This is a genomic window from Candidatus Nanosalina sp. VS9-1 (assembly GCF_047555085.1).
Taxonomy (GTDB): domain Archaea; phylum Nanohalarchaeota; class Nanosalinia; order Nanosalinales; family Nanosalinaceae; genus Nanosalina.
On record NZ_CP180230.1, the window covers coordinates 1,017,066 to 1,034,944 of the forward strand.

Consider the following 17,879-nt stretch of genomic DNA (forward strand, 5'->3'; position numbering starts at 1 on the left):
CAAATTATTTTTCCGATGGACTAAAAAATGTGAAGACTAATTTAGCGAATAAGTATGAGTCTGGAGCGATACAAGGAAAAAGTAAAGGATAATTTTTCAAGAGAAGGCCTCAAAAATAACTGGGCGTTTCTAGCCGTTGCAGCAGTTTTCGGAGTCGCTCTATGGCTCAGATATCTTCCTGAACAGGGAATGCAGAATCTTCAGGCCCTGGATCCATACATGATCTTCAGGATGTCCCAGCATCTGGCATACGAAGGAGCTATGCCTGTAGCAGACTTTATGAGGTACTTCCCTTACAGCGCTCCAACTTACCTACTTAATATAGGAGATATCGTCTTCCCTGCTATACTTTACTGGATGGGGCCTTCGATGATTTTCGAGAACTATCTTGAGTGGGCGCAGTTCTATCCTGCTCTTATGGGTGCTCTATCTACTGTTGTAATGTACTTTTTCGGTAAAGAAGTTGCAAACAAGCGTGTAGGAATTTTCTCAGCCTTTTTCCTAGCTGTAATCCCTGGCGTGATGCGTCGTTCATCCGCAGGATTCTTCGAGAAAGAGCCTATCGGGACGTTCTTCATGATGCTGACACTGCTCTTCTTCGCAAGAGCATGGAAGCGTGAAAGCTACATTTCGGGAATACTTTCAGGCCTCTCACTTGCATTCTTCACAATCTCCTGGGGAGGATCCCGGATGCTATGGCTGCTTCTTCCTCTCGTAGTCGGCTCCCTGATATTCATAGACGAGGAAGTCCACGAACTGATCGTTGCTTACACGCCGACAGTGCTTGTAGGAGGCGGAGTGGCAGCAGCACTCAACTACAATCGTTACTGGATCACAGGAACACTTTTCGTCGCAAACATCGGCCTCTTGGGCCTGCTGTGGAGCAGATACCTGATCGAGGAACTTGATCTCGTCAAGGAAAAGAATCTGAAGTACTACGTTCCAACAGTCTCAATAACAGGCCTCATCTTTGTACTGCTTTCACCACTCTACTCCAACTTCATCGCCTCCAAACTGATGAGCATTATTAACATGGTGACTCAGACGACAGGAGGAGATGTCATCGGAGGAACAGTCGCAGAAAACACAGCTCCAGGCCTCTCAAATCTTATAACAAGCCTTGGAGCAGAGACAGCTGGCAGCATCCATCCTGTTCTCGGAACTTTGGCCAGCATAGTAGGTTCATGGCCTATGATGATGCTGGGAATAGGATTCATGGGCTCAACAGTTGCTTTCATGCTTCTAAAGAAATACGGCCTTGTAGAAAGCGAGGTAAGCGACAAGATCTACTTTGCAGGCTTTGAAACAGTTTTCCTATCCTGGATGCTTCTTGTAACAGGCTTCTTTGAGCAACTGCTGATCTTCAGCGCTCTAGCCGCATTAACAGTTATCGGAATGTTCATAGCGTTCACAAAGTACCTCGACGACGACTACACGTTCAAGCTTGTGACAATGGTGACCGGAACAGGCCTCGTGCTTGAGATACTGATGCTTTTCTCCGGTGCACAGATAGCGTACACCGTCATCCCTGCAACAGCTCTCGTGCTGGCAGGCCTTGTAGCACTTTACTACAACGACAGGCTTGGAAGCAGAGAAATCGAGATGGAGTGGATAATCGTGCTCCCTCTTGCATGGGTGATCACAAATCTGCTGGGATCAGTTGCGAAAAGCAGGATAATCTTCCTTTCAACCTTTGCAGTGGCATTCGCAGCAGGATACGGCCTCGCCAAGATTATCGGAGGCCTCGAAAACATGGATCTCAACGAAGTGTTCGAGTTCGAGAACACTGAAAGACTTAAGTACGCTGCAATAGCGATCATACTAATTTTAACTGTTGCAGTGAACTTTTCAGCAGGATTTATCAACGTTCAGAGTGTTAGCGGATCCCCTAACCAGGCCTGGGATCAGAGCCTGAACTACATGGATGAACAGACTCCTGACGGATCAGTAGTCATGTCCTGGTGGGATTACGGATACCATTTCCAGACAATCGGGAGAACTGCCTCTGTAGCGGACGGAGGAAACGCTGGATACTACTCGAACGAAGTTAGAGCAACGAACATGCCTCTGGCTGATTTCCTGACTTCCGATGATCCTATGAATACTCCAGGCCTTGACAGTTTCCTGGAGCAACATTCCGTGGATTACATACTGCTCGATAATACAATGATCGGGAAGTACAGTGCAGTGAGCACAATTTCAAACGGAGCAGCCAATCTCCCTAACGAGTCCACAGGAGATCCTAGCTCAATGCTTACACTGTCCACTTCAGCAAACATACAGGACTCCATAAGCCAGAGCGGAAACACGACAACAGTAACATTCACAAGCTCTAGAGGCCTGCAGATCTATGCACCAGTACAGATCTCCAACAACAGCATCTCTCTATCAGATGAACAGGCCCCGACACTACAACAAACGACAGGCAGAGGAACAGTCAGACAGCCTATTGACTGCATACTTACAGAAAACGGAAAGATAGAGTTCGATGTCGACACCCAGATCCCTTACTGTCTCGCAGAGGATCCTTACTTCAATCTGGAAAGAGGATTCCAGACACGACTACAGGCCCAGTCAGTGCTTGTACCGAAGGAGATCTCGGACTCCCAGCTTGTAGAGCTTTACATCCAGGATGGAGAACAGCTTGACTACGTTGAAAAAGTAGAAGAGGCCTCTAACGACTACGTCAAGATGTGGAAAGTGACTAAGACAGAATGATCTTCCTTGCTGTATCCCTGGCACTAGGATTCCTGACGACGTTCGTAGGAACACCATATGCCAGGAAATACCTCCTCAGCTCCGGAATATACGGGGTAGATCAGCAAAAGAAGGAAAAGCCAAAACTGGCGACATCCGGAGGAATAAGCGTAGTCTTCGGATTTATAGTATCGCTTACAGTGTACCTAGGCCTTATATCTTTCTCAAGCGCTCCTGCCTCGAATATAACTCTGATACTCGCTGCCTTAAGCTCTGTATGCATAATCACGTTGATAGGCCTAGTTGACGACATACACATCAACATAGAGAAGTATGTGCAGGACGAACTTGAGATAGAGGAGTTTGAACTTGATCTCTCAAATGAAAAAGAAAGTAAAACCCCTTTTGCAAAGATATGGGAACGCATCACAGTATTTGAGGAGAATGAAAGGGAACAGGAAGTACACCGTGAAGGCCTCAAACAGAACCTGAAAATGCTTTTCGTACTTCCAGCAGCGCTTCCGTTGATCTCCGTAGGAGCCGGCTCATCAGTAATGACTCTTCCAGTAATCGGGACAATCGAATGGGGAATCCTTTACCCTCTTCTACTGCTTCCGGTAGGCCTATTGTTCGTATCAAACGTGGTAAACATGCTTGCAGGGACTAACGGGCTCTCCGGAGGGATGAGCCTCGTAGCTTCATTCTATCTTGGCCTCTTCGCGTACCTTAACGGAGAAACAGCTGCAATGCTGATAGCATGGAGCCTTACAGCATCACTGCTTGCTTTCATGTACTACAACTTTTATCCTGCCTCGATACTTCCAGGAGATTCTCTAACATACCTGTGTGGTGCAGCACTTTTCGCAGCGATGGTGATAGGAAACATGGAGAAATTCGGCGTATTCCTATTCATCCCATGGATTACAGAGTTCCTTCTGAAACTCAGAAGCGGATTTCAGGCACATTCCTGGGGAATACTTCAAGATGATGGAAGTCTGAGGCCTCAGCACGAGAAAATTTACTCTTTAACTCATCCGCTAATGAATAAAGGCCTGAATGAAAAACAGATAACTGTGGCTCTAATGAGTGCCGAGATAGTTATAGGTGCTGTTGGTATTTTGCTTTTCTCGGGGATTCTGTAAAGTTCAAATAGAAGTTTACGGGAAAATGTTTATTCCTCGTCTTCTTCACGCTCTTCCTTGTAAGGATCTTCTACGCGCGTGATATCTCCCGGTACGTAAGGGAACGAGATCTCAAGAATTTTGGCAACTTCGCTATCGATATTCTGGATCTGATGCCTTTCATTCGAACGGATAACCATGGCATTGCCCTTTTCAATATCCTTCATATCTTCTTCATGACGGATAACGACGTTACCTTCCTCCAGATAAATTATATCGGCCTGACGCTCGTGATAGGCGTAGGAAGTCATCTCATCTGCATCTATAACAAGTCTTCTGATTCCTAGCATACCTGTCTGGTCGCCGACATCGACCTGAGTCATGAGAACCTGTTCCTCAAATCCCCAGGGCTTGTCAATACGTCCCATACCTACCTTATGGAATTAAAACTTCTTATACGTGTTTACTGTAGTACTCCACAGTCTTCTCAAGGCCTTCCTCGAAGCTGTAAGAAGGAGACCAGTCCAGAAGACGCTGAGCCTTTGAATTATCCGCATTATGCTGATGCACATACTTGTCACGCGGATTTTCAATTCTCTCGGCATCAATATCCGTTCCCAGAGCATCGTTAAGCTTCTCAACAACTTCATTGAAAGTTACAGGATCACCGCGTCCAACATTGAACACTTCTCCATCAAGCTCATCCTTTCTCTTAGAGGCCTTGATCAAGGCATCCACAACATCTTCAACGAAGACGAAGTCTCTCTCCTGAGATCCATCTCCCCATATGACAGGCTGCTCATCATCCATCATCTTCCAGAGGAACTGAGTAACCACGTTAGCATACTTTCCTTTAGCTCTTTCATGAGGCCCGAAAACAGAGAAAAATCTCAGGCCTGTGGTCTCCATCTGATTATTGTAACTGTAGGCCTCCGCATACTTTTCACGCGACATCTTCGAAGCAGTATAAAGATTCGAAGGCACAGGATTCTGATCCTCCCTGTGAGGCGGCTCCACGCTTCCATACATCGAAGAAGTGGATGCGTAGACAACTTTCTCGACTTCTTCATCCTTTGCAGCTTCAACTGTCTTGATGAATCCTTCGATATTTACTCGCGCACCTTCAGCAGGATTTTCTTTGTGCATCGGACTGGATGAACGTGCTGCCAGATGGAAAACAGTATCAACTCCCTGCATAGCCTCCTCTACAGTTTCTTCATCGAGTACAGATCCCTGTACAAACTCAATATCATTTTCAACTTCTGAAAGATTGTTCTCATCCCCAAGATAGAGATCGTCGAGTACAACTACGTCTTTGCCTCTTTCAACAAGTTCTTCTACAAGATTTGAACCGATGAATCCTGCTCCACCTGTAACCAGCACTCTTTCCATAGTATAGATTAACCTCTAGCAAAATTTATTAGATTCAGTACTTTTCTACTGCCTCAGATACCGTGTTTGAGAGTTTTGTCGGATGATCAAACGAGGGATAATCATGTTCAGATGCAAGTTCATGTGCATCAGTACCTTCTACCGGAAGAGGTATCACCGTATCAGGATTTCTGATATAGTCCGAACTGCCGTTGCCGTGATGTAGCACGTTACGAATATCATCTCCGAAAACCTCGTTACGGGCCTTCATGTAGGCCTTGACTCCTTTCAGCTTGCCGGAATCAGGATGCCAGTACTCGAATCCTCCATCGGAATGAGACTCGAATCCCCAGTCCGGATTCGCGGATTCTACAGCAGCCTTCATTCTTGACTGAAGATAGCTCTCATCCACATCAATATCAGCACGATCCCTGTAGAAAACAATATCTCCTTCATCATCTCTCTCAAATCGGAAGCCTTTGAACTGTTCTAGCTCCCGGAAAACCTCTGTCATAAATGCATAGGCCTCTCTAGAATCATCCACTCTTATGGCCCCTTTATCATCAGGATTCTCAGGGCCTCCAGTTATCTCAACATCATTTACGCTTCTATCATAGGCCTCATCATACTGGAAGCTTTCAAGGCCTTCAAAGTGTTCGCTGTATATATCCTCCGTTGTCTTTCCCTCATTGACGAATGTAGGATCGTCTCTCGTGCTTCCACGAGAATGATCTGTCGTTCCTTCTGCCTCTACTCTTGTAACTCCTACTCCCCAGGAGAGATTGTTCTGGAAGTTTCCTTTCCATCCTTCATCCGCAAGAACGCCGTAAATATTCTCCTGAATATCCATGAAGTCGTCCCTGGAGTACTCTACATCAGGGAAGAAATCCTCGGTATGGAAAACATCTCCGTTTATCTCAAATACCGTACCACGGCCTCCAATAAGATCAATGTTTTTCAGTGCCGGAGCCTCACTCGCCCATTCGTCCCTCAACTTTCTCTGGTACGGAACAGGCTTCCCGGAATTGAAAGCGACTCTAACACTATCTAGATTCATGAGGCCTTCTATAGCATCGAATATGTGCCTGTCATAGACTTCTGTAGTCGCTCCTCCATGTTTCAATGTGTCATCGATGTCGAGAGTTACAGCTACTTCTCCTTCATCTTCAAGCATCGAATCTATCTGGCGAGCTGCCTCCTCATCCAGAGCATCAGGATCAGGATTCTCAGATACTGTTTTCACTGACACTCACCCGAAAAACACACATGGTAATATGATGTATTACTTTTTGTTTTTAAATGTGTTTCCATGCGTGCAGAAAGATGCGAGGAAGCCTAGTCAAGATCCTTCCATCTTCCGCCGTAGATGTATCCGGAAAGTTCTCCGTTATCGGCAAGTTTCTCGAATACCTCTTCCAGGGAATTTTCATCAAGTCTGTCGAAAATATCCGGATCAAAAATGTATCTGCCTGCATTGATAAGGCGTGAGAAAACTTCGCCTTCAGGCTTTTCCTCGAACCCCAGAATCTTTCTGCCTTTCAACTTGGCTACACCGTAACCAGATGGATCTTCAACACTTGTCAGGGCCATTGTCGATATCGAATCCTCATCCCTGTGAATCTCTACCATCTCCCTGATATCGACATCAGCAATAACGTGTCCGTTGACAGTTACGAAAAGGCCTGAAATCTCATCAGAAATATTTTCAAGCGCTACAGCCGTTCCTTTAGGCTCGTCCTCGGAAACATACTCGAGTTCCATTCCCTCGAAACGTGAGCCCAGTTCATCCATCAACTCATCAACATTTTGGCCTGCCAGGAGAAAAACACGTGAAATACCCTGTTCAGATAGATTCTCAAGAACATGCGAAATCACAGGCCTTCCCCTGTACTCATTCATAGCCTTGTTCTCAGGATCACCGCACAGAACTACAGCCGTGTCAAGGCCTCGTCCCTCAAGATACTCAGTTAAAATTTCCTCAACTTGCTGAGAACGATTCACGGAATTCTCTTCAGCTTCAGAATCAATTCTTTCAACCAGCTTCTCTTCCAGAGTCAGGGAGACACGCTTCTTCGGCATAATACAGAGTGTTACCTCTACGTTTTAATTAATCACTGAAAAAATAACTGTATGAAAATCGCTGTCACCGGAGGAGCAGGATTCATAGGATCACACCTGTGCGAAAAACTCGTAGAAAAACATGAAGTAACCGCAGTAGATAACTTCTCCTCAGGCCTCAGAGAAAACCTGCCCGAAAAAGTAGAAATTGTAGAACACGACATAAAAGAAAAAGGCCTGGAAGAAATTTTCCAGGACAAAGACGTCGTCTTCCATCTGGCAGCGAATCCAAAAGTCAATACTTTCCCGGATGACAGAGATAAAGACTTTGATGAAAACCTTGAGGGAACTCACAACGTTCTGGATGCAGCAGAGACCTCAAACGTCGAAGAAATAATTTTCACATCTTCATCAGTTGTCTACGGCGAAGACGCCGAGATACCGACACCTGAAGACGCCAACCTCGATCCTATCTCGATGTACGGGGCGACAAAAGCCGGAGGAGAACACATGTGCAGCGTCTACTCCGAGATATTCGATATAGACCTGACTATCGTCAGACTGGCGAATATAGTCGGCGGCCGGAATCAGAAAGGCGTAATCTACGATTTTATCCACAAACTGAAAGACAACCCGGAGAAACTCGTCATCCTCGGAAACGGAAAACAGAGGAAATCATACCTACACGTCGAAGACACTGTAGAAGGATTCATCAAGGCCTGGGAATCCGATAAAACAGTTTTCAACATCGGAAGCGAGGACTCCATCGACGTAGATGGCATAGCCGAAATAGTAGCCGAAGAAATGGATCTTGAACCAGAATACGAGTACACAGGCGGAGAGAAAGGCTGGGAAGGCGACGTACCCGAGATGCGTCTGAGTATAGAAAAACTGAAAAACGAAGGATGGAGGCCTGAACACAACTCCTCCAGCTCCGTCAGGAAAACAGTCCAGGAACTTCTGGACAGATAGAAATTTACTCGTTCCACGTCCAGGCAACGTTACCTGTGTAGTTCCAGGCGAAAACGATGAGAATCGCCAGGAAGTTAGCCAGGAGATAGTAAAGGCCTGTGAACTCTGTCAACGCCCAGAAAACCGCGATCTTTATACCGAGGCCTACAAGCGATACAGCGTTGAACTTCGCTGCTCTCGATATGAAATGCTTCAAAGTTTCTCCTCCGATGCCGTTGAACGTCCAGAGATCGTTCCAGGTGTAGTTCCAGAGTATAGCGGCCTCAGTCGCCAGTCCAGCGGATAAGACCTGATGAAGGCCTCCGAACTGTGTCAAAAAGTACAGGAGCCCCATATCAACGAATACTCCTGTCGCTCCGACAGTTCCGAACTTCAGAGGCCTTTCGTTTTTCTTCAGGAATGTTTTGCCGAAGAAAACCGCGTTTTTAACCAGATCCATGTGGTCGTACTTTGGATTACCGGCTCTTCTCTTTTCAAACTCTATAGGAACTTCTTTGACGCTGTATCCATTGTCGACTATCTTCAGGAGTGAAGCTGCCTGGAAATGGAATCCGTCAGGCAGATCTTCAGTAAAATCATTCATTACTTCTCTATTGTAGGCTTTGAATCCTGATGTAAAGTCTTTGACCGGGAATCCGAGGCCGTAACGGTACAGATAGCTTCCGATAAGCGGGAAGATCCTTCTGTGAAGCGGATCCTGTCTGTCGCCGTCTTCCACGTATCTTGAGCCCACAGCTACATCGTTATTTTCGAGTGCGTCGAGAAGATCGTTGATGTATCTCGGCGGATGGGAGAAATCAGCATCCATCTGGACGATTTTCTCGCCTTCAGCTTTCTGGAATCCCTCCTTGTAAGCAGAGCCGATCCCGCCTTTACCGTCTCTTTCAATAAGTTTCAGGAAATCTCTGTCCTCCTGTAAATCTTTTACTTTTTCAGCGGTACCGTCAGGCGAGTTATCATCCACTATAACGATTTCAAAGTCTCTGCCCTCCAGTTCATCTGCTATACTTTCGATCAGAGGCCTCACATTATCCGATTCATTGTACGTGGGGATGACTACAGAGACTTCCATACTTAGACGAAAAACTCAGAGGTTAAAAAACCATCCACCACTAAAAACCTTCAGCGAGAAAAAATTTTCGGAGGCCTCAAAGATGATCGATGGAGAAAAAATCGCGGACAACATACTGGAACAGCTGGAGAAAACAGATGAAAGTCCGCACCTGAAGATCGTACTTGTCGGAGACAACGAGGCCTCTAAAACTTTCGTGGAGGAAAAGATGGAGGCTGCTGAAAGAATCGATTTCAAGGCCTCACTGGAAAAATTCGATGAAAAAATTTCTGAAGAAAAAATACTTGAGAAAATCCAGGAACTTAACTCAGATGAGGAAGTCGATGGCGTACTCGTTCAGCTGCCTCTTCCAGATCATATCGACGAAGATAGAGTATTCGAAACTCTGGAGCCAAGAAAAGACGTTGATGGATTGACACCGGAAAATATCGGGAAAACTCTGCGTGGAAATCCTTTCACAGTTCCTGGTGCTGTAGAGGCCGTCGAAAAAATTCTGGAAGATAGAGTAAATTTTGAAGGCCTTGAAGTCACCGTGATCAACAACTCAAATCTTATCGGTAGGCCTCTATCGATGCGTTTAACGGATAGAGGAGCGACAGTAACACTGTGTAACGAACATACAGAAGAACTGGAAAAATACACGAGAGATGCTGATGTCGTTGTGACTGCTACAGGTATGAGAGGCCTCCTGAAGCCTGAAATGGTGATGGAGGATTCTATCGTGATCGATGCTGGCTACAGCCTTGGAAAAGGTGACGTCGAGGACAAGAAAGGTATGGATGAGAAAACTGTTTTCTGTGGCGTCCCTGGCGGTGTAGGGCCTGTTACAGTCGCTGTGACTATGAAGAATCTTCTGAAATGTTACAGGGAATGATCTACATCTTTTTCTGGTGTGATGTCAAGATTGAGGAAGAATCTTTCGCCATCATCCTCAAACCATGCCAGGCCGTCACTCGTGTATGAGAGTGCTCTGAGAAGATCTATGAACTCTCCGACTTTCATCTCTTTTTCAGTATCGATTCTAGAGGCCTCATCTAGCTCCCTGCGGAAATGCGTGGTGCCGTCTTCAGGACTTTGATCGACTGTCTCGGGGCCTTCCTTGATCCGCTCCCAGTTTTCCACGAAGATATCGGCCTGGGCTTTCATCAGTCTCTGGCGAAGCGATCTTGAATCATCGTCAGGCCTTTTCCTGATTTTCATCCTGTCGATTATCGGGCCTTCATCGATCTCCTCGTTCATGTAATGGACTGATACACCGGCCGGCGTACCATCGATAATCGGCCAGATATACGGATGCGAGCCACGATTGTACGGAAGAAAAGAAGGATGAAGATTCACGACACCTTTCTCCGGGACTTCGATTATCTCCTTCGGAACTTTGTGCTCGAAACCTGAAGAGATCACGATATCAGGCCTCAGCTCTTCAATTAATGATAACTGTTCTTCCTCCGTCAGAAGTGCGAGAACATCTACATCCTCCCGATGATTCAGCCACTCGTAGACTTCTTCACCGGCCTCGTTCAATCCCAGGAAAACAGCTTCCATAGAAAATTTTTGAGGCCTCAAGATTCAATTAAGTAACGGCTGATCTCAGAAATCTCTTTTCCAGATATAATCCTGTCCGCTTTCAGAGACAAACTCCTCTCTGCCTACCTCCTTTCCTTCAAAATCCTGGACAAGGCCTTGACTGTCAAGTATATCGAAAATTTCAGCTAGCTCGCTTTCTGACATCTTGGATGGATGTAACTCCAGAAAAATCCCGCCTATACTGTCAAGGAAATCCTGGAGACCTTTTATCACGCCGTATTCTGCTCCCTCGATATCTATCTTCAGCCAGTCAATCTCGCCGTGACTCCTGATAATCTCCGAGGCCTCTTTTACATCGACTTCAAAGACTTCAGATACTTTATCCGCACCTCTGAGAGATGAAGCACCGGTATTCCAGTCGTTGTGCTCGAGTTCTACAGTCCCTCCAGAATCCGATACAGCGGACTCGAAAAGATCAACGTTTCCTAGCTCATTCTCGCTAACAGTATCCTCCAGCATGGAAAAATTTACCGGATTAGGCTCATATGCAAAAACTTTGCCGTCCTCTCCTACAGCCTTTCTCAGTATCAAAGTCGTTGAACCGATATGAGCTCCTATATCGACTGCTTTATCTCCTTCCTCTACTTTATCAAGTATAGCATCCCTCAACTCTTTTTCGTGGAAAGTTGAACGACAGATATTTTCACCTACGTACTCACCCGGATCTACAAGAAGCTCGAATCCTTCAAAATCTACCCATCGCTTATCGTAGAAAAACTGTCTCGAACTGTAGTAAAGGCCTACAACAGACTCTCCGACAGCTCCTGAATCCGCAAGCCTGGAGCCTAAAACTTCTCCAAGCTCTACAGCGTCAGCCTTCAAACTATTGAAAACGCCCTTACCCAGCTCCATGAACATAATTAGTACAAAAGCACTGATAAATGTGAAAAATGGAAGAGGCCCTGTTACAGGCCTCCGGATTTTCTACATGTATCCAAGCTCACGCAGACGATTCATGATCTCTTTATCATCCTTATTCTGCGCTCTTCCAGCTCTTTCTTTCGTGTTCTCCACGTCCTGAAGCCATGCAGGGATCTCATCAGACTTGTCAGTCGAAACTTCACTTCCTAGTGAGCGGAATCCTGCCCAATACTTCGGACTTATCGGTACGTCGTCTTTTGAGAGGCCTTCCGGCAGATCTGATTCGTCCTCCGGATACTCTTCAACGTCAACGCCTGTGATATCAGGTACCATGTGGAACCATGAGACGTCCCATACATCTCTCTCATCCAGCTGAAGTATCGGATGCACTCTCAAGTGATCCGGATCGCTTCTAGGACTGTAAAAGTCTTCGTCGCCTCTTGATTCGTGCTCATCCCATCTAACTCCGTTGATAACAAGCTCGATATTTTCCTCTTCAAGCAGCTCGTTCATCGGAACAGTCTTCAGAAGATGGTTCCCGGACTCGGTGTCCATCAGCCATGGAACTTCTTCAAGATCCTCATCGATCCTGGAGGCCTCTTCCTGATTCCTGTCGTTCAGCTCTGCGACAGGCACCATATCTCCCGGCTGATCAGCTTTTTCGATCAAGTCATCATTCCTGGCGATCAATACATCGAATCCCCAGTCGCTAGCCAGACGCTCGACGTAATCTTCAAGCTCATCGAAGTGCTGGCCGTGATCCACAAACATGAAACGTGGCTTCTCGAATCCATGCTCCTCGCAGACTCTCTTTACGAGCCAAGCTGTCAAGGTCGAGTCCTTTCCTCCTGTAAATCCGATAACGGCGTTCTCCGAGCCATATTCTTCCAGGGCTCTTTTGACGACTTCCTCTCCTGCTCTGATTTTTGCCTTTATAGGCGCATTCTCAATTTCTTCTCGTGTTACTGGTGCTTCTGGCATAGTAAATCCAACTCCTAATATCAATTATGTTCCGGATAATCGTAATCGTAATGATTTAAGATAGCTTTTGCAACATCCTCCGGCTGATCAATCTCAAAATCAACGTTTTTCGTGATCAAAACTGCGTCCTCATGGTGATCTCCCTCTAACTTTCCGTGAGGAGTCTCTTCCGGCAATGTCTGTACCCTTCCCTCTCCGAACTCCGCGAATCCGTGGTCTGAAAGAACGATTAGTGGCTCATCGCTTTCAAAGTCGTAATACTCAAGTAGTTCTCCCAGAACTTCATCCATCTTCTTGTACCATTCCAAGATCAGTTCCTTGTCGTTCCAGTAGAAATGGGATACTCTATCGAGCTGCATGAAGACTACTGCGAAAAATTCCGGATCATCTTCAAGAACTTCCTTCGATTTTTTGATCAATTTTCCTCTGTCGGCCTCAAGCTCATCTAAATCAGATGAGACACCGAATCCCTCTGCCTCATACTCTGTATTGTAATTAATCGGTGGGATGACAGCTGGGATCTGCAGAATCTTTAAATCAACGTCGTCCATGACCTCCCAAACAAAATCTCCATCGATATCCTCTCTCTTCTGAAGCTCATCACCTACGACGAAATCCTTGTGATTATGCTCATCCTGGCTGAGGCCTGTAAAAATAGATGTCCACAGAGGCGCACTCTTTGGCGTCTCCTCAACAGTCACAGTCTTGTAGTCACAGGCCTCCATCAATCTATCAAAATTCGGAAGCTCATCTCTATGAGGTTTAATCATATCCCAAGTCGCCGCGTCGATTCCGATTACTTTCAAATTAAATCACCTGTCCAAATATCCAAGTTTCTCAAGTTTTTGCGCAATTTCCTTGGCCTGTTCTTCTGAAAGTTCTTCCTCTTCTTTAGAATCCGATTCAGAAAGTTCCCTCAACTTGTCCTGGACAAATCTTGAAAGATTGATATGATTCTCATCCACAAAATCTGCTAGATCATCCGGCAAGGAAATAGTCTTTCGCTCCATCAATATGCATAACTTATGCATAATCATTGATAAATGTGTGGAATTATTTCCCTAGGACAATACTAGCACCCTCAGGCATAAACCTTGCTCCCGCTATAAGACGTATATCTGTCGCCTTTATATCAAATCCTCCTTTCCATAGACCTGAAAGTTCAGTGGAATTGGTGACATTTAGTGATGTCTGTCCTGAAGATCTTAGAATTGCTTCTCTGCGGACATCAAATACGCTATTGATCGTGTAAGTTCGTGACGCCAAATCATTTTCTGCATTCATAATACACTCATTTAACGGACCTCTTTCATTACAGAACTCGGTATTATACCGAATCACAACAACTCCATCCCCTCCATCTCCACCAGAGTGACTATCGCTTCCTGCATATCCCATACCTCCCCCACCACCTCCAAATCCATCTACACCGTCCTCTGGAGGCGCACTTCCTAGGGCGCCATCCCCTCCACCTCCAAGGCCTCCTTCTCCATAACCAGCTTCAACAGAAATATCGTTTTCAGGGCCCCCTCCACCACCTCCAGCATAGTAAATACATTTTCCAGCTATACAGTATTCTTTTCCGTCTCCTCCATCTCCAGGCCTGCCTCCAGCACCGTAACCGTCTTCTCCAGGCTCAGCTGCGCCTCCTCCACCAGCTCCTGCTCCAGAACCGGTATCTCCCATCCCTCCATTGTTTCCGAGCCCGTCAGTAGTATCATTTTGAACAGTAGATCCTGGTGTGTCATGACACTCTCCAGATCCTCCGCCTCCTGAACCTCCGTCTGTGGCGCTTCCTACAGACGAGTCTCCACACCCTGCTGCCCCACCACCACCTCCTAAAGCAGTGAAGCCAAAAGCAGATGTGTCACCACCGTTTTCTCCAGCAGTTTCAGTACCGCTCTGAGTTCCTCCCGCACCACCAGCACCTATATCTATACTATAGTCCTGGCTTGGGTCAACAGAAACACCTTCTCTATAAACAATTCCTCCAGCACCGCCACCACCTCCGTTATCGGCGCCTCCGCCTCCACCACCACCAACAAGCAAAATATCAACACTGTTAACCCCGGAAGGTGGCGTCCACTGCGTTGAACCTCCAGTGGTGCTGTAATGTATTTTTTCAACATCTTCAGTTCCTGTGACATTCAGGTTATCGAAAGATGCAGAAGGATTCTGAGCATCCGATATAAAACCAATCGAATCAGGCTCCACGCCTATATCATGACTGGCAGAAATCTCTCCATCAACATAAAACTCCATCATTCCCTCACTGTACTCTACAGCAAACTCGTGAGGTGACCCAACATCAAAATTTTTACCTGAAGATACACCACTCACATCTCCGCCTTCAATATATCCAATACCGTTAACACCGTGATCATTAGTTATAGTGGCAGTCCACCACCTATTCTCCGATTCATCATACAGAACGAGTCCTGAAGCATCATTGTCGCCAGCGCCTAAATAATCGGATTCAAAACGAAAACTTTCCGGAAGAGAGATGTCCGCAGGATCGACATGAATAGCAAGATCATCGTTTGAATCATCAGACTCTAAAACACAACTAGATTCGTCCCAGATCCAGCCTCCATTGGTATTCCCTCCTCTATTAGTATGCTCCGTCTTCACATAACTAGACTCATTAGAAGAACTACAGAAATCATCAGTCAAAACCGTAGAAGAAATGCCAACAGAACTGAAAGCCACAAAGAAGACGAACACAACAAAAAGACTCTTCACAGGCCCCATACACAATTAATCGATACTCTGAAATATAAATCTAGGAGAACTTACATGTAGCCGAGATCCTTCAAGTTCTCTTTGATCTTTTCATCTTTTACATTCAAATCTTTCCCTTCCTCGTCCTCTTTCTGAGACGGCTCGCCCACCTTGCTTCTGATTGCCTCTGACGCAGAATCTGAAACAGCTTTATTTCCTCTGCACGGATTCTCCTCTCTTTCTCCATCCGAGTACTCTATCAGCTGTTCTCTCTCATTTACTGCCGATACACTGTATCTGGAATGCTTTTTCCGATCCTCATCAGTCAAGTCCAAGTCCCTGAATGCTGGAAAATTCTCTCCACCATAATCCTCAGAAATAGCATAATCCACAGGTTCAATAGTACTGGTGTCTCCATCTGCAAGGTCTATAATATGATCTCTGAGCTGCCTCAACTCGACAGCTCCCTCAACATTTGCTTCAACTTCTTCAGGGAATACCTCGATGAGCGGGACATGTGTTACCTCTTCATGTAGTCCTACGAGATGGTTCGGTCTCTTATGTGCATACAGGTACTCACCATGATCAGAAGTAAAGATAAATATCGTGTTAGGGTGTTTCCCCCTAATAGTTTTGTAAAGGTTCTCTAGACGGTAGTCAAGGTAGCTTATCGAGCCATCATACAGAGACTCCTTGATATCCATCATCTCCTCGTCCGGCTCCTTCCTGGAATCAAGGTAAGGCTTCATATTCTCGTGATCTGCCTCAAAAATACTCTTGTACCTCAATTTTCTATCTAGGTACTTGTGAGAGTATGGAAACGGTGGCTTAAACGGGGCGTGAGGCTCCGCATAGTTTAGAAACATGAAAAACGGCTCGTCATCCAAATCTTCCAAGTATTCAAATGCCTTCTCATTAGTTTTCTTAGCTCCAGAATCAATCCTCATCGAGGCCTTCTTCAATACGAAAAAACCAGCTTCAAATAGATCCCTGAAGTTGCCTCCCAGCAAGGCCTCTTTTCCGAGCTTCCAGTACTTCTCCAGCTTCGGGACATTGCGCATCTCCTTGGCCTTCTCAAAAATCGAGTTATCATCTAAGTCAACGCCCTCATTCATAAACTCATGTCTGTCAAAAAACGTGTCTACTCCTGTAGAAGACGAAAGATAACCTACATTGACTGCCGCCAAGTTAGTATATCCTTTTTCTTTCAAATCATCTTGTAAAACATTCAGGCCTTCAATATTCTTGTCAAGATCTGCCTTATGCTCCGAGAGATACTGGCCTGAAAACATTGATGCATGAGAGGACAAAGTCCAGTTCGCCTGACTGTAAGCATTCTCATACACCACATTCTCCTCAGCCAGTTCATCCAAGAACGGTGTTGTCTTCTTTTCATACCCGTAACACGAAAAATTCTGGGCACGGGCAGTATCCATTACAACAAGGACAATATTATACCTCTCATCACTCATAACAGAGATAAGATTCCTGTGAAGTAAAAAAGGTATCATTTAAACATCAAATTCGAATTAGATGATACTACGGAGTGCAGGATAAATCAAATGAAAACTATAGTAATAGCACTTGACGGACTGGACTATGAACTTGTAAAGGAATTCGAACTGGAAAACATTATCCAGGAAGAGACAGGGGAAATCAACAACTACGAAGGCATAAATAAAATCAAGACTTCGGAGCTTTTTGCATCATTTATCACAGGAAAAACCTGGGAAGAACACGGAGTAACAGGCCTAGCAAAATGGTCCAATCATAGAATACAGAAATTTGAAGATTTAGTTGAAGGGATCTGGTTCTTTGATAAGTTCAGGGAGCTCAGACAGGCTGTATTCGAGACAGTAGGCCTCTTCAATGCCAGTCAGAGAAAATACACTAAAGAAGATCTCGAGGCAGAAACAGTATTCGAAGAAATTGAGAACTCAAGAGCAATGTTCGTGCCAAGTTATAATCCCAGCATGACGTGGATTATAAGAGCCGGCACAGCACCTCTAAAATTTGGATTTACTTCCGAAGATGTAGTGGAGTACTGGGATAGTAGAGAATACGAACACAGGAAAAGGGAGCTTTTCAGCGAACTGGAAAACGAATTTGTTCCAGCACGTGACCTCCTCATGTGTCACTTCCACAGGCCTGACATGCACCACCACATGTATGGCGACAAAAACCTCGGAAACTTCGATAAAGCAAAACTAAAAGAACTCTATAAAGAAACAGATGACCTGGCTGGAAAGATTAAGAAAAAAGCCCTGGAAAAAGGATACGAAAGGATAATCTTCATGTCCGATCACGGCCTCCCTCTCGCAAAAGGACACAACAAGAACGCTTTCTACTCATCCAACAAACCACTTTTCCCAGATAAAACACCACATATAACCGACTTCCATGACGCATTTGTTAAAGAATCAGCGACCAACAAGTAA

The 17,879-nt window shown here is 45.5% G+C and carries 17 protein-coding genes; 5 read left to right on the top strand and 12 right to left on the bottom strand.

All coding sequences use genetic code 11. The features are described 5' to 3' along the window. Positions 1-54 precede the first annotated feature (54 nt). Positions 55-2,718, top strand: coding sequence for an STT3 domain-containing protein (locus ACK3SF_RS05785; RefSeq protein ID WP_414837750.1), 2,664 nt, complete (start codon positions 55-57; stop codon positions 2,716-2,718). Beyond that, positions 2,715-3,839 carry a hypothetical protein gene (locus ACK3SF_RS05790; protein ID WP_414837751.1) on the top strand — a complete coding sequence of 375 codons (1,125 nt, stop codon included), beginning with the start codon at positions 2,715-2,717 and terminating at the stop codon, positions 3,837-3,839. Before ACK3SF_RS05785 ends, ACK3SF_RS05790 begins: the two co-directional genes overlap by 4 nt. A 29-nt stretch (positions 3,840-3,868) precedes the next feature. Here ACK3SF_RS05790 and ACK3SF_RS05795 read toward each other — a convergent pair whose 3' ends face one another. From ACK3SF_RS05795 to ACK3SF_RS05810, 4 genes are all read right to left on the bottom strand, one after another. Further along, positions 3,869-4,246 (bottom strand): cupin domain-containing protein, encoded by a 378-nt coding sequence (locus ACK3SF_RS05795; protein WP_414837752.1) that lies wholly within the window; start codon positions 4,244-4,246, stop codon positions 3,869-3,871. A gap of 25 nt (positions 4,247-4,271) precedes the next feature. After that, a complete protein-coding gene (locus tag ACK3SF_RS05800) occupies positions 4,272-5,210 on the bottom strand; it encodes an SDR family NAD(P)-dependent oxidoreductase (RefSeq protein WP_414837753.1) in 939 nt (312 codons plus the stop codon). Positions 5,211-5,244: 34 nt separating this feature from the next. Next, complete coding sequence (locus ACK3SF_RS05805; protein ID WP_414837754.1) at positions 5,245-6,432, bottom strand: hypothetical protein; 1,188 nt, start codon at positions 6,430-6,432, stop codon at positions 5,245-5,247. Between the two features lie 92 nt (positions 6,433-6,524). Then, entirely contained in the window at positions 6,525-7,268 is a 744-nt protein-coding gene (locus tag ACK3SF_RS05810; protein WP_414837755.1) for a sugar phosphate nucleotidyltransferase, read from the bottom strand. 51 nt (positions 7,269-7,319) lie between these two features. On the opposite strand from ACK3SF_RS05810, the gene ACK3SF_RS05815 reads away from it, so the two are divergent. Beyond that, a complete protein-coding gene (locus ACK3SF_RS05815; protein ID WP_414837756.1) occupies positions 7,320-8,219 on the top strand; it encodes an NAD-dependent epimerase/dehydratase family protein in 900 nt (299 codons plus the stop codon). A 4-nt stretch (positions 8,220-8,223) separates the two neighbouring features. Here ACK3SF_RS05815 and ACK3SF_RS05820 read toward each other — a convergent pair whose 3' ends face one another. Further along, positions 8,224-9,291, bottom strand: a complete 1,068-nt coding sequence (locus tag ACK3SF_RS05820; RefSeq protein WP_414837757.1) for a glycosyltransferase — start codon at positions 9,289-9,291, stop codon at positions 8,224-8,226. Between the two features lie 82 nt (positions 9,292-9,373). Here ACK3SF_RS05820 and ACK3SF_RS05825 point away from each other — a divergent pair, with 82 nt between their 5' ends. Next, on the top strand, positions 9,374-10,165 hold the full coding sequence (locus ACK3SF_RS05825; protein WP_414837758.1) for a bifunctional 5,10-methylenetetrahydrofolate dehydrogenase/5,10-methenyltetrahydrofolate cyclohydrolase: 792 nt from the start codon (positions 9,374-9,376) through the stop codon (positions 10,163-10,165). On the opposite strand, the gene ACK3SF_RS05830 is transcribed toward ACK3SF_RS05825, so the two are convergent. The 7 genes from ACK3SF_RS05830 to ACK3SF_RS05860 all read right to left on the bottom strand — a co-directional run bounded on the left by ACK3SF_RS05830 (position 10,153) and on the right by ACK3SF_RS05860 (position 16,913). Continuing rightward, positions 10,153-10,836: a formyltransferase family protein gene (locus ACK3SF_RS05830; RefSeq protein ID WP_414837759.1), complete on the bottom strand. Its 684-nt coding sequence runs from the start codon at positions 10,834-10,836 to the stop codon at positions 10,153-10,155. The two genes, ACK3SF_RS05825 and ACK3SF_RS05830, sit on opposite strands and share 13 nt — an antisense overlap. A 45-nt stretch (positions 10,837-10,881) precedes the next feature. Beyond that, positions 10,882-11,730, bottom strand: coding sequence for an FkbM family methyltransferase (locus ACK3SF_RS05835; RefSeq protein ID WP_414837760.1), 849 nt, complete (start codon positions 11,728-11,730; stop codon positions 10,882-10,884). 72 nt (positions 11,731-11,802) lie between these two features. After that, positions 11,803-12,720: a phosphoadenosine phosphosulfate reductase family protein gene (locus tag ACK3SF_RS05840; protein ID WP_414837761.1), complete on the bottom strand. Its 918-nt coding sequence runs from the start codon at positions 12,718-12,720 to the stop codon at positions 11,803-11,805. 20 nt (positions 12,721-12,740) lie between these two features. After that, positions 12,741-13,526: an alkaline phosphatase family protein gene (locus ACK3SF_RS05845; protein WP_414837762.1), complete on the bottom strand. Its 786-nt coding sequence runs from the start codon at positions 13,524-13,526 to the stop codon at positions 12,741-12,743. Positions 13,527-13,532: 6 nt separating this feature from the next. Continuing rightward, on the bottom strand, positions 13,533-13,730 hold the full coding sequence (locus ACK3SF_RS05850; RefSeq protein WP_414837763.1) for a hypothetical protein: 198 nt from the start codon (positions 13,728-13,730) through the stop codon (positions 13,533-13,535). A 43-nt stretch (positions 13,731-13,773) separates the two neighbouring features. Continuing rightward, the gene (locus ACK3SF_RS05855; protein WP_414837764.1) at positions 13,774-15,471 is read right to left on the bottom strand and encodes a glycine-rich domain-containing protein; all 1,698 of its coding nucleotides are present in this window, start codon (positions 15,469-15,471) and stop codon (positions 13,774-13,776) included. A 41-nt stretch (positions 15,472-15,512) separates the two neighbouring features. After that, positions 15,513-16,913 carry a sulfatase gene (locus ACK3SF_RS05860; protein WP_414837765.1) on the bottom strand — a complete coding sequence of 467 codons (1,401 nt, stop codon included), beginning with the start codon at positions 16,911-16,913 and terminating at the stop codon, positions 15,513-15,515. Positions 16,914-17,003: 90 nt separating this feature from the next. On the opposite strand from ACK3SF_RS05860, the gene ACK3SF_RS05865 reads away from it, so the two are divergent. After that, on the top strand, positions 17,004-17,879 hold the full coding sequence (locus tag ACK3SF_RS05865; protein WP_414837766.1) for an alkaline phosphatase family protein: 876 nt from the start codon (positions 17,004-17,006) through the stop codon (positions 17,877-17,879).

Excerpts from the sequence above, each read along its gene's own strand:
- ACK3SF_RS05785 (WP_414837750.1), top strand. The coding sequence starts at position 55 with ATGAGTCTGGAGCGATACAAGGAAAAAGTAAAGGATAATTTTTCAAGA.
- ACK3SF_RS05790 (WP_414837751.1), top strand. The coding sequence starts at position 2,715 with ATGATCTTCCTTGCTGTATCCCTGGCACTAGGATTCCTGACGACGTTC.
- ACK3SF_RS05795 (WP_414837752.1), bottom strand. The coding sequence starts at position 4,246 with ATGGGACGTATTGACAAGCCCTGGGGATTTGAGGAACAGGTTCTCATG.
- ACK3SF_RS05800 (WP_414837753.1), bottom strand. The coding sequence starts at position 5,210 with ATGGAAAGAGTGCTGGTTACAGGTGGAGCAGGATTCATCGGTTCAAAT.
- ACK3SF_RS05810 (WP_414837755.1), bottom strand. The coding sequence starts at position 7,268 with ATGCCGAAGAAGCGTGTCTCCCTGACTCTGGAAGAGAAGCTGGTTGAA.
- ACK3SF_RS05815 (WP_414837756.1), top strand. The coding sequence starts at position 7,320 with ATGAAAATCGCTGTCACCGGAGGAGCAGGATTCATAGGATCACACCTG.
- ACK3SF_RS05820 (WP_414837757.1), bottom strand. The coding sequence starts at position 9,291 with ATGGAAGTCTCTGTAGTCATCCCCACGTACAATGAATCGGATAATGTG.
- ACK3SF_RS05825 (WP_414837758.1), top strand. The coding sequence starts at position 9,374 with ATGATCGATGGAGAAAAAATCGCGGACAACATACTGGAACAGCTGGAG.
- ACK3SF_RS05830 (WP_414837759.1), bottom strand. The coding sequence starts at position 10,836 with ATGGAAGCTGTTTTCCTGGGATTGAACGAGGCCGGTGAAGAAGTCTAC.
- ACK3SF_RS05835 (WP_414837760.1), bottom strand. The coding sequence starts at position 11,730 with ATGGAGCTGGGTAAGGGCGTTTTCAATAGTTTGAAGGCTGACGCTGTA.
- ACK3SF_RS05840 (WP_414837761.1), bottom strand. The coding sequence starts at position 12,720 with ATGCCAGAAGCACCAGTAACACGAGAAGAAATTGAGAATGCGCCTATA.
- ACK3SF_RS05850 (WP_414837763.1), bottom strand. The coding sequence starts at position 13,730 with ATGGAGCGAAAGACTATTTCCTTGCCGGATGATCTAGCAGATTTTGTG.
- ACK3SF_RS05855 (WP_414837764.1), bottom strand. The coding sequence starts at position 15,471 with ATGGGGCCTGTGAAGAGTCTTTTTGTTGTGTTCGTCTTCTTTGTGGCT.
- ACK3SF_RS05860 (WP_414837765.1), bottom strand. The coding sequence starts at position 16,913 with ATGAGTGATGAGAGGTATAATATTGTCCTTGTTGTAATGGATACTGCC.
- ACK3SF_RS05865 (WP_414837766.1), top strand. The coding sequence starts at position 17,004 with ATGAAAACTATAGTAATAGCACTTGACGGACTGGACTATGAACTTGTA.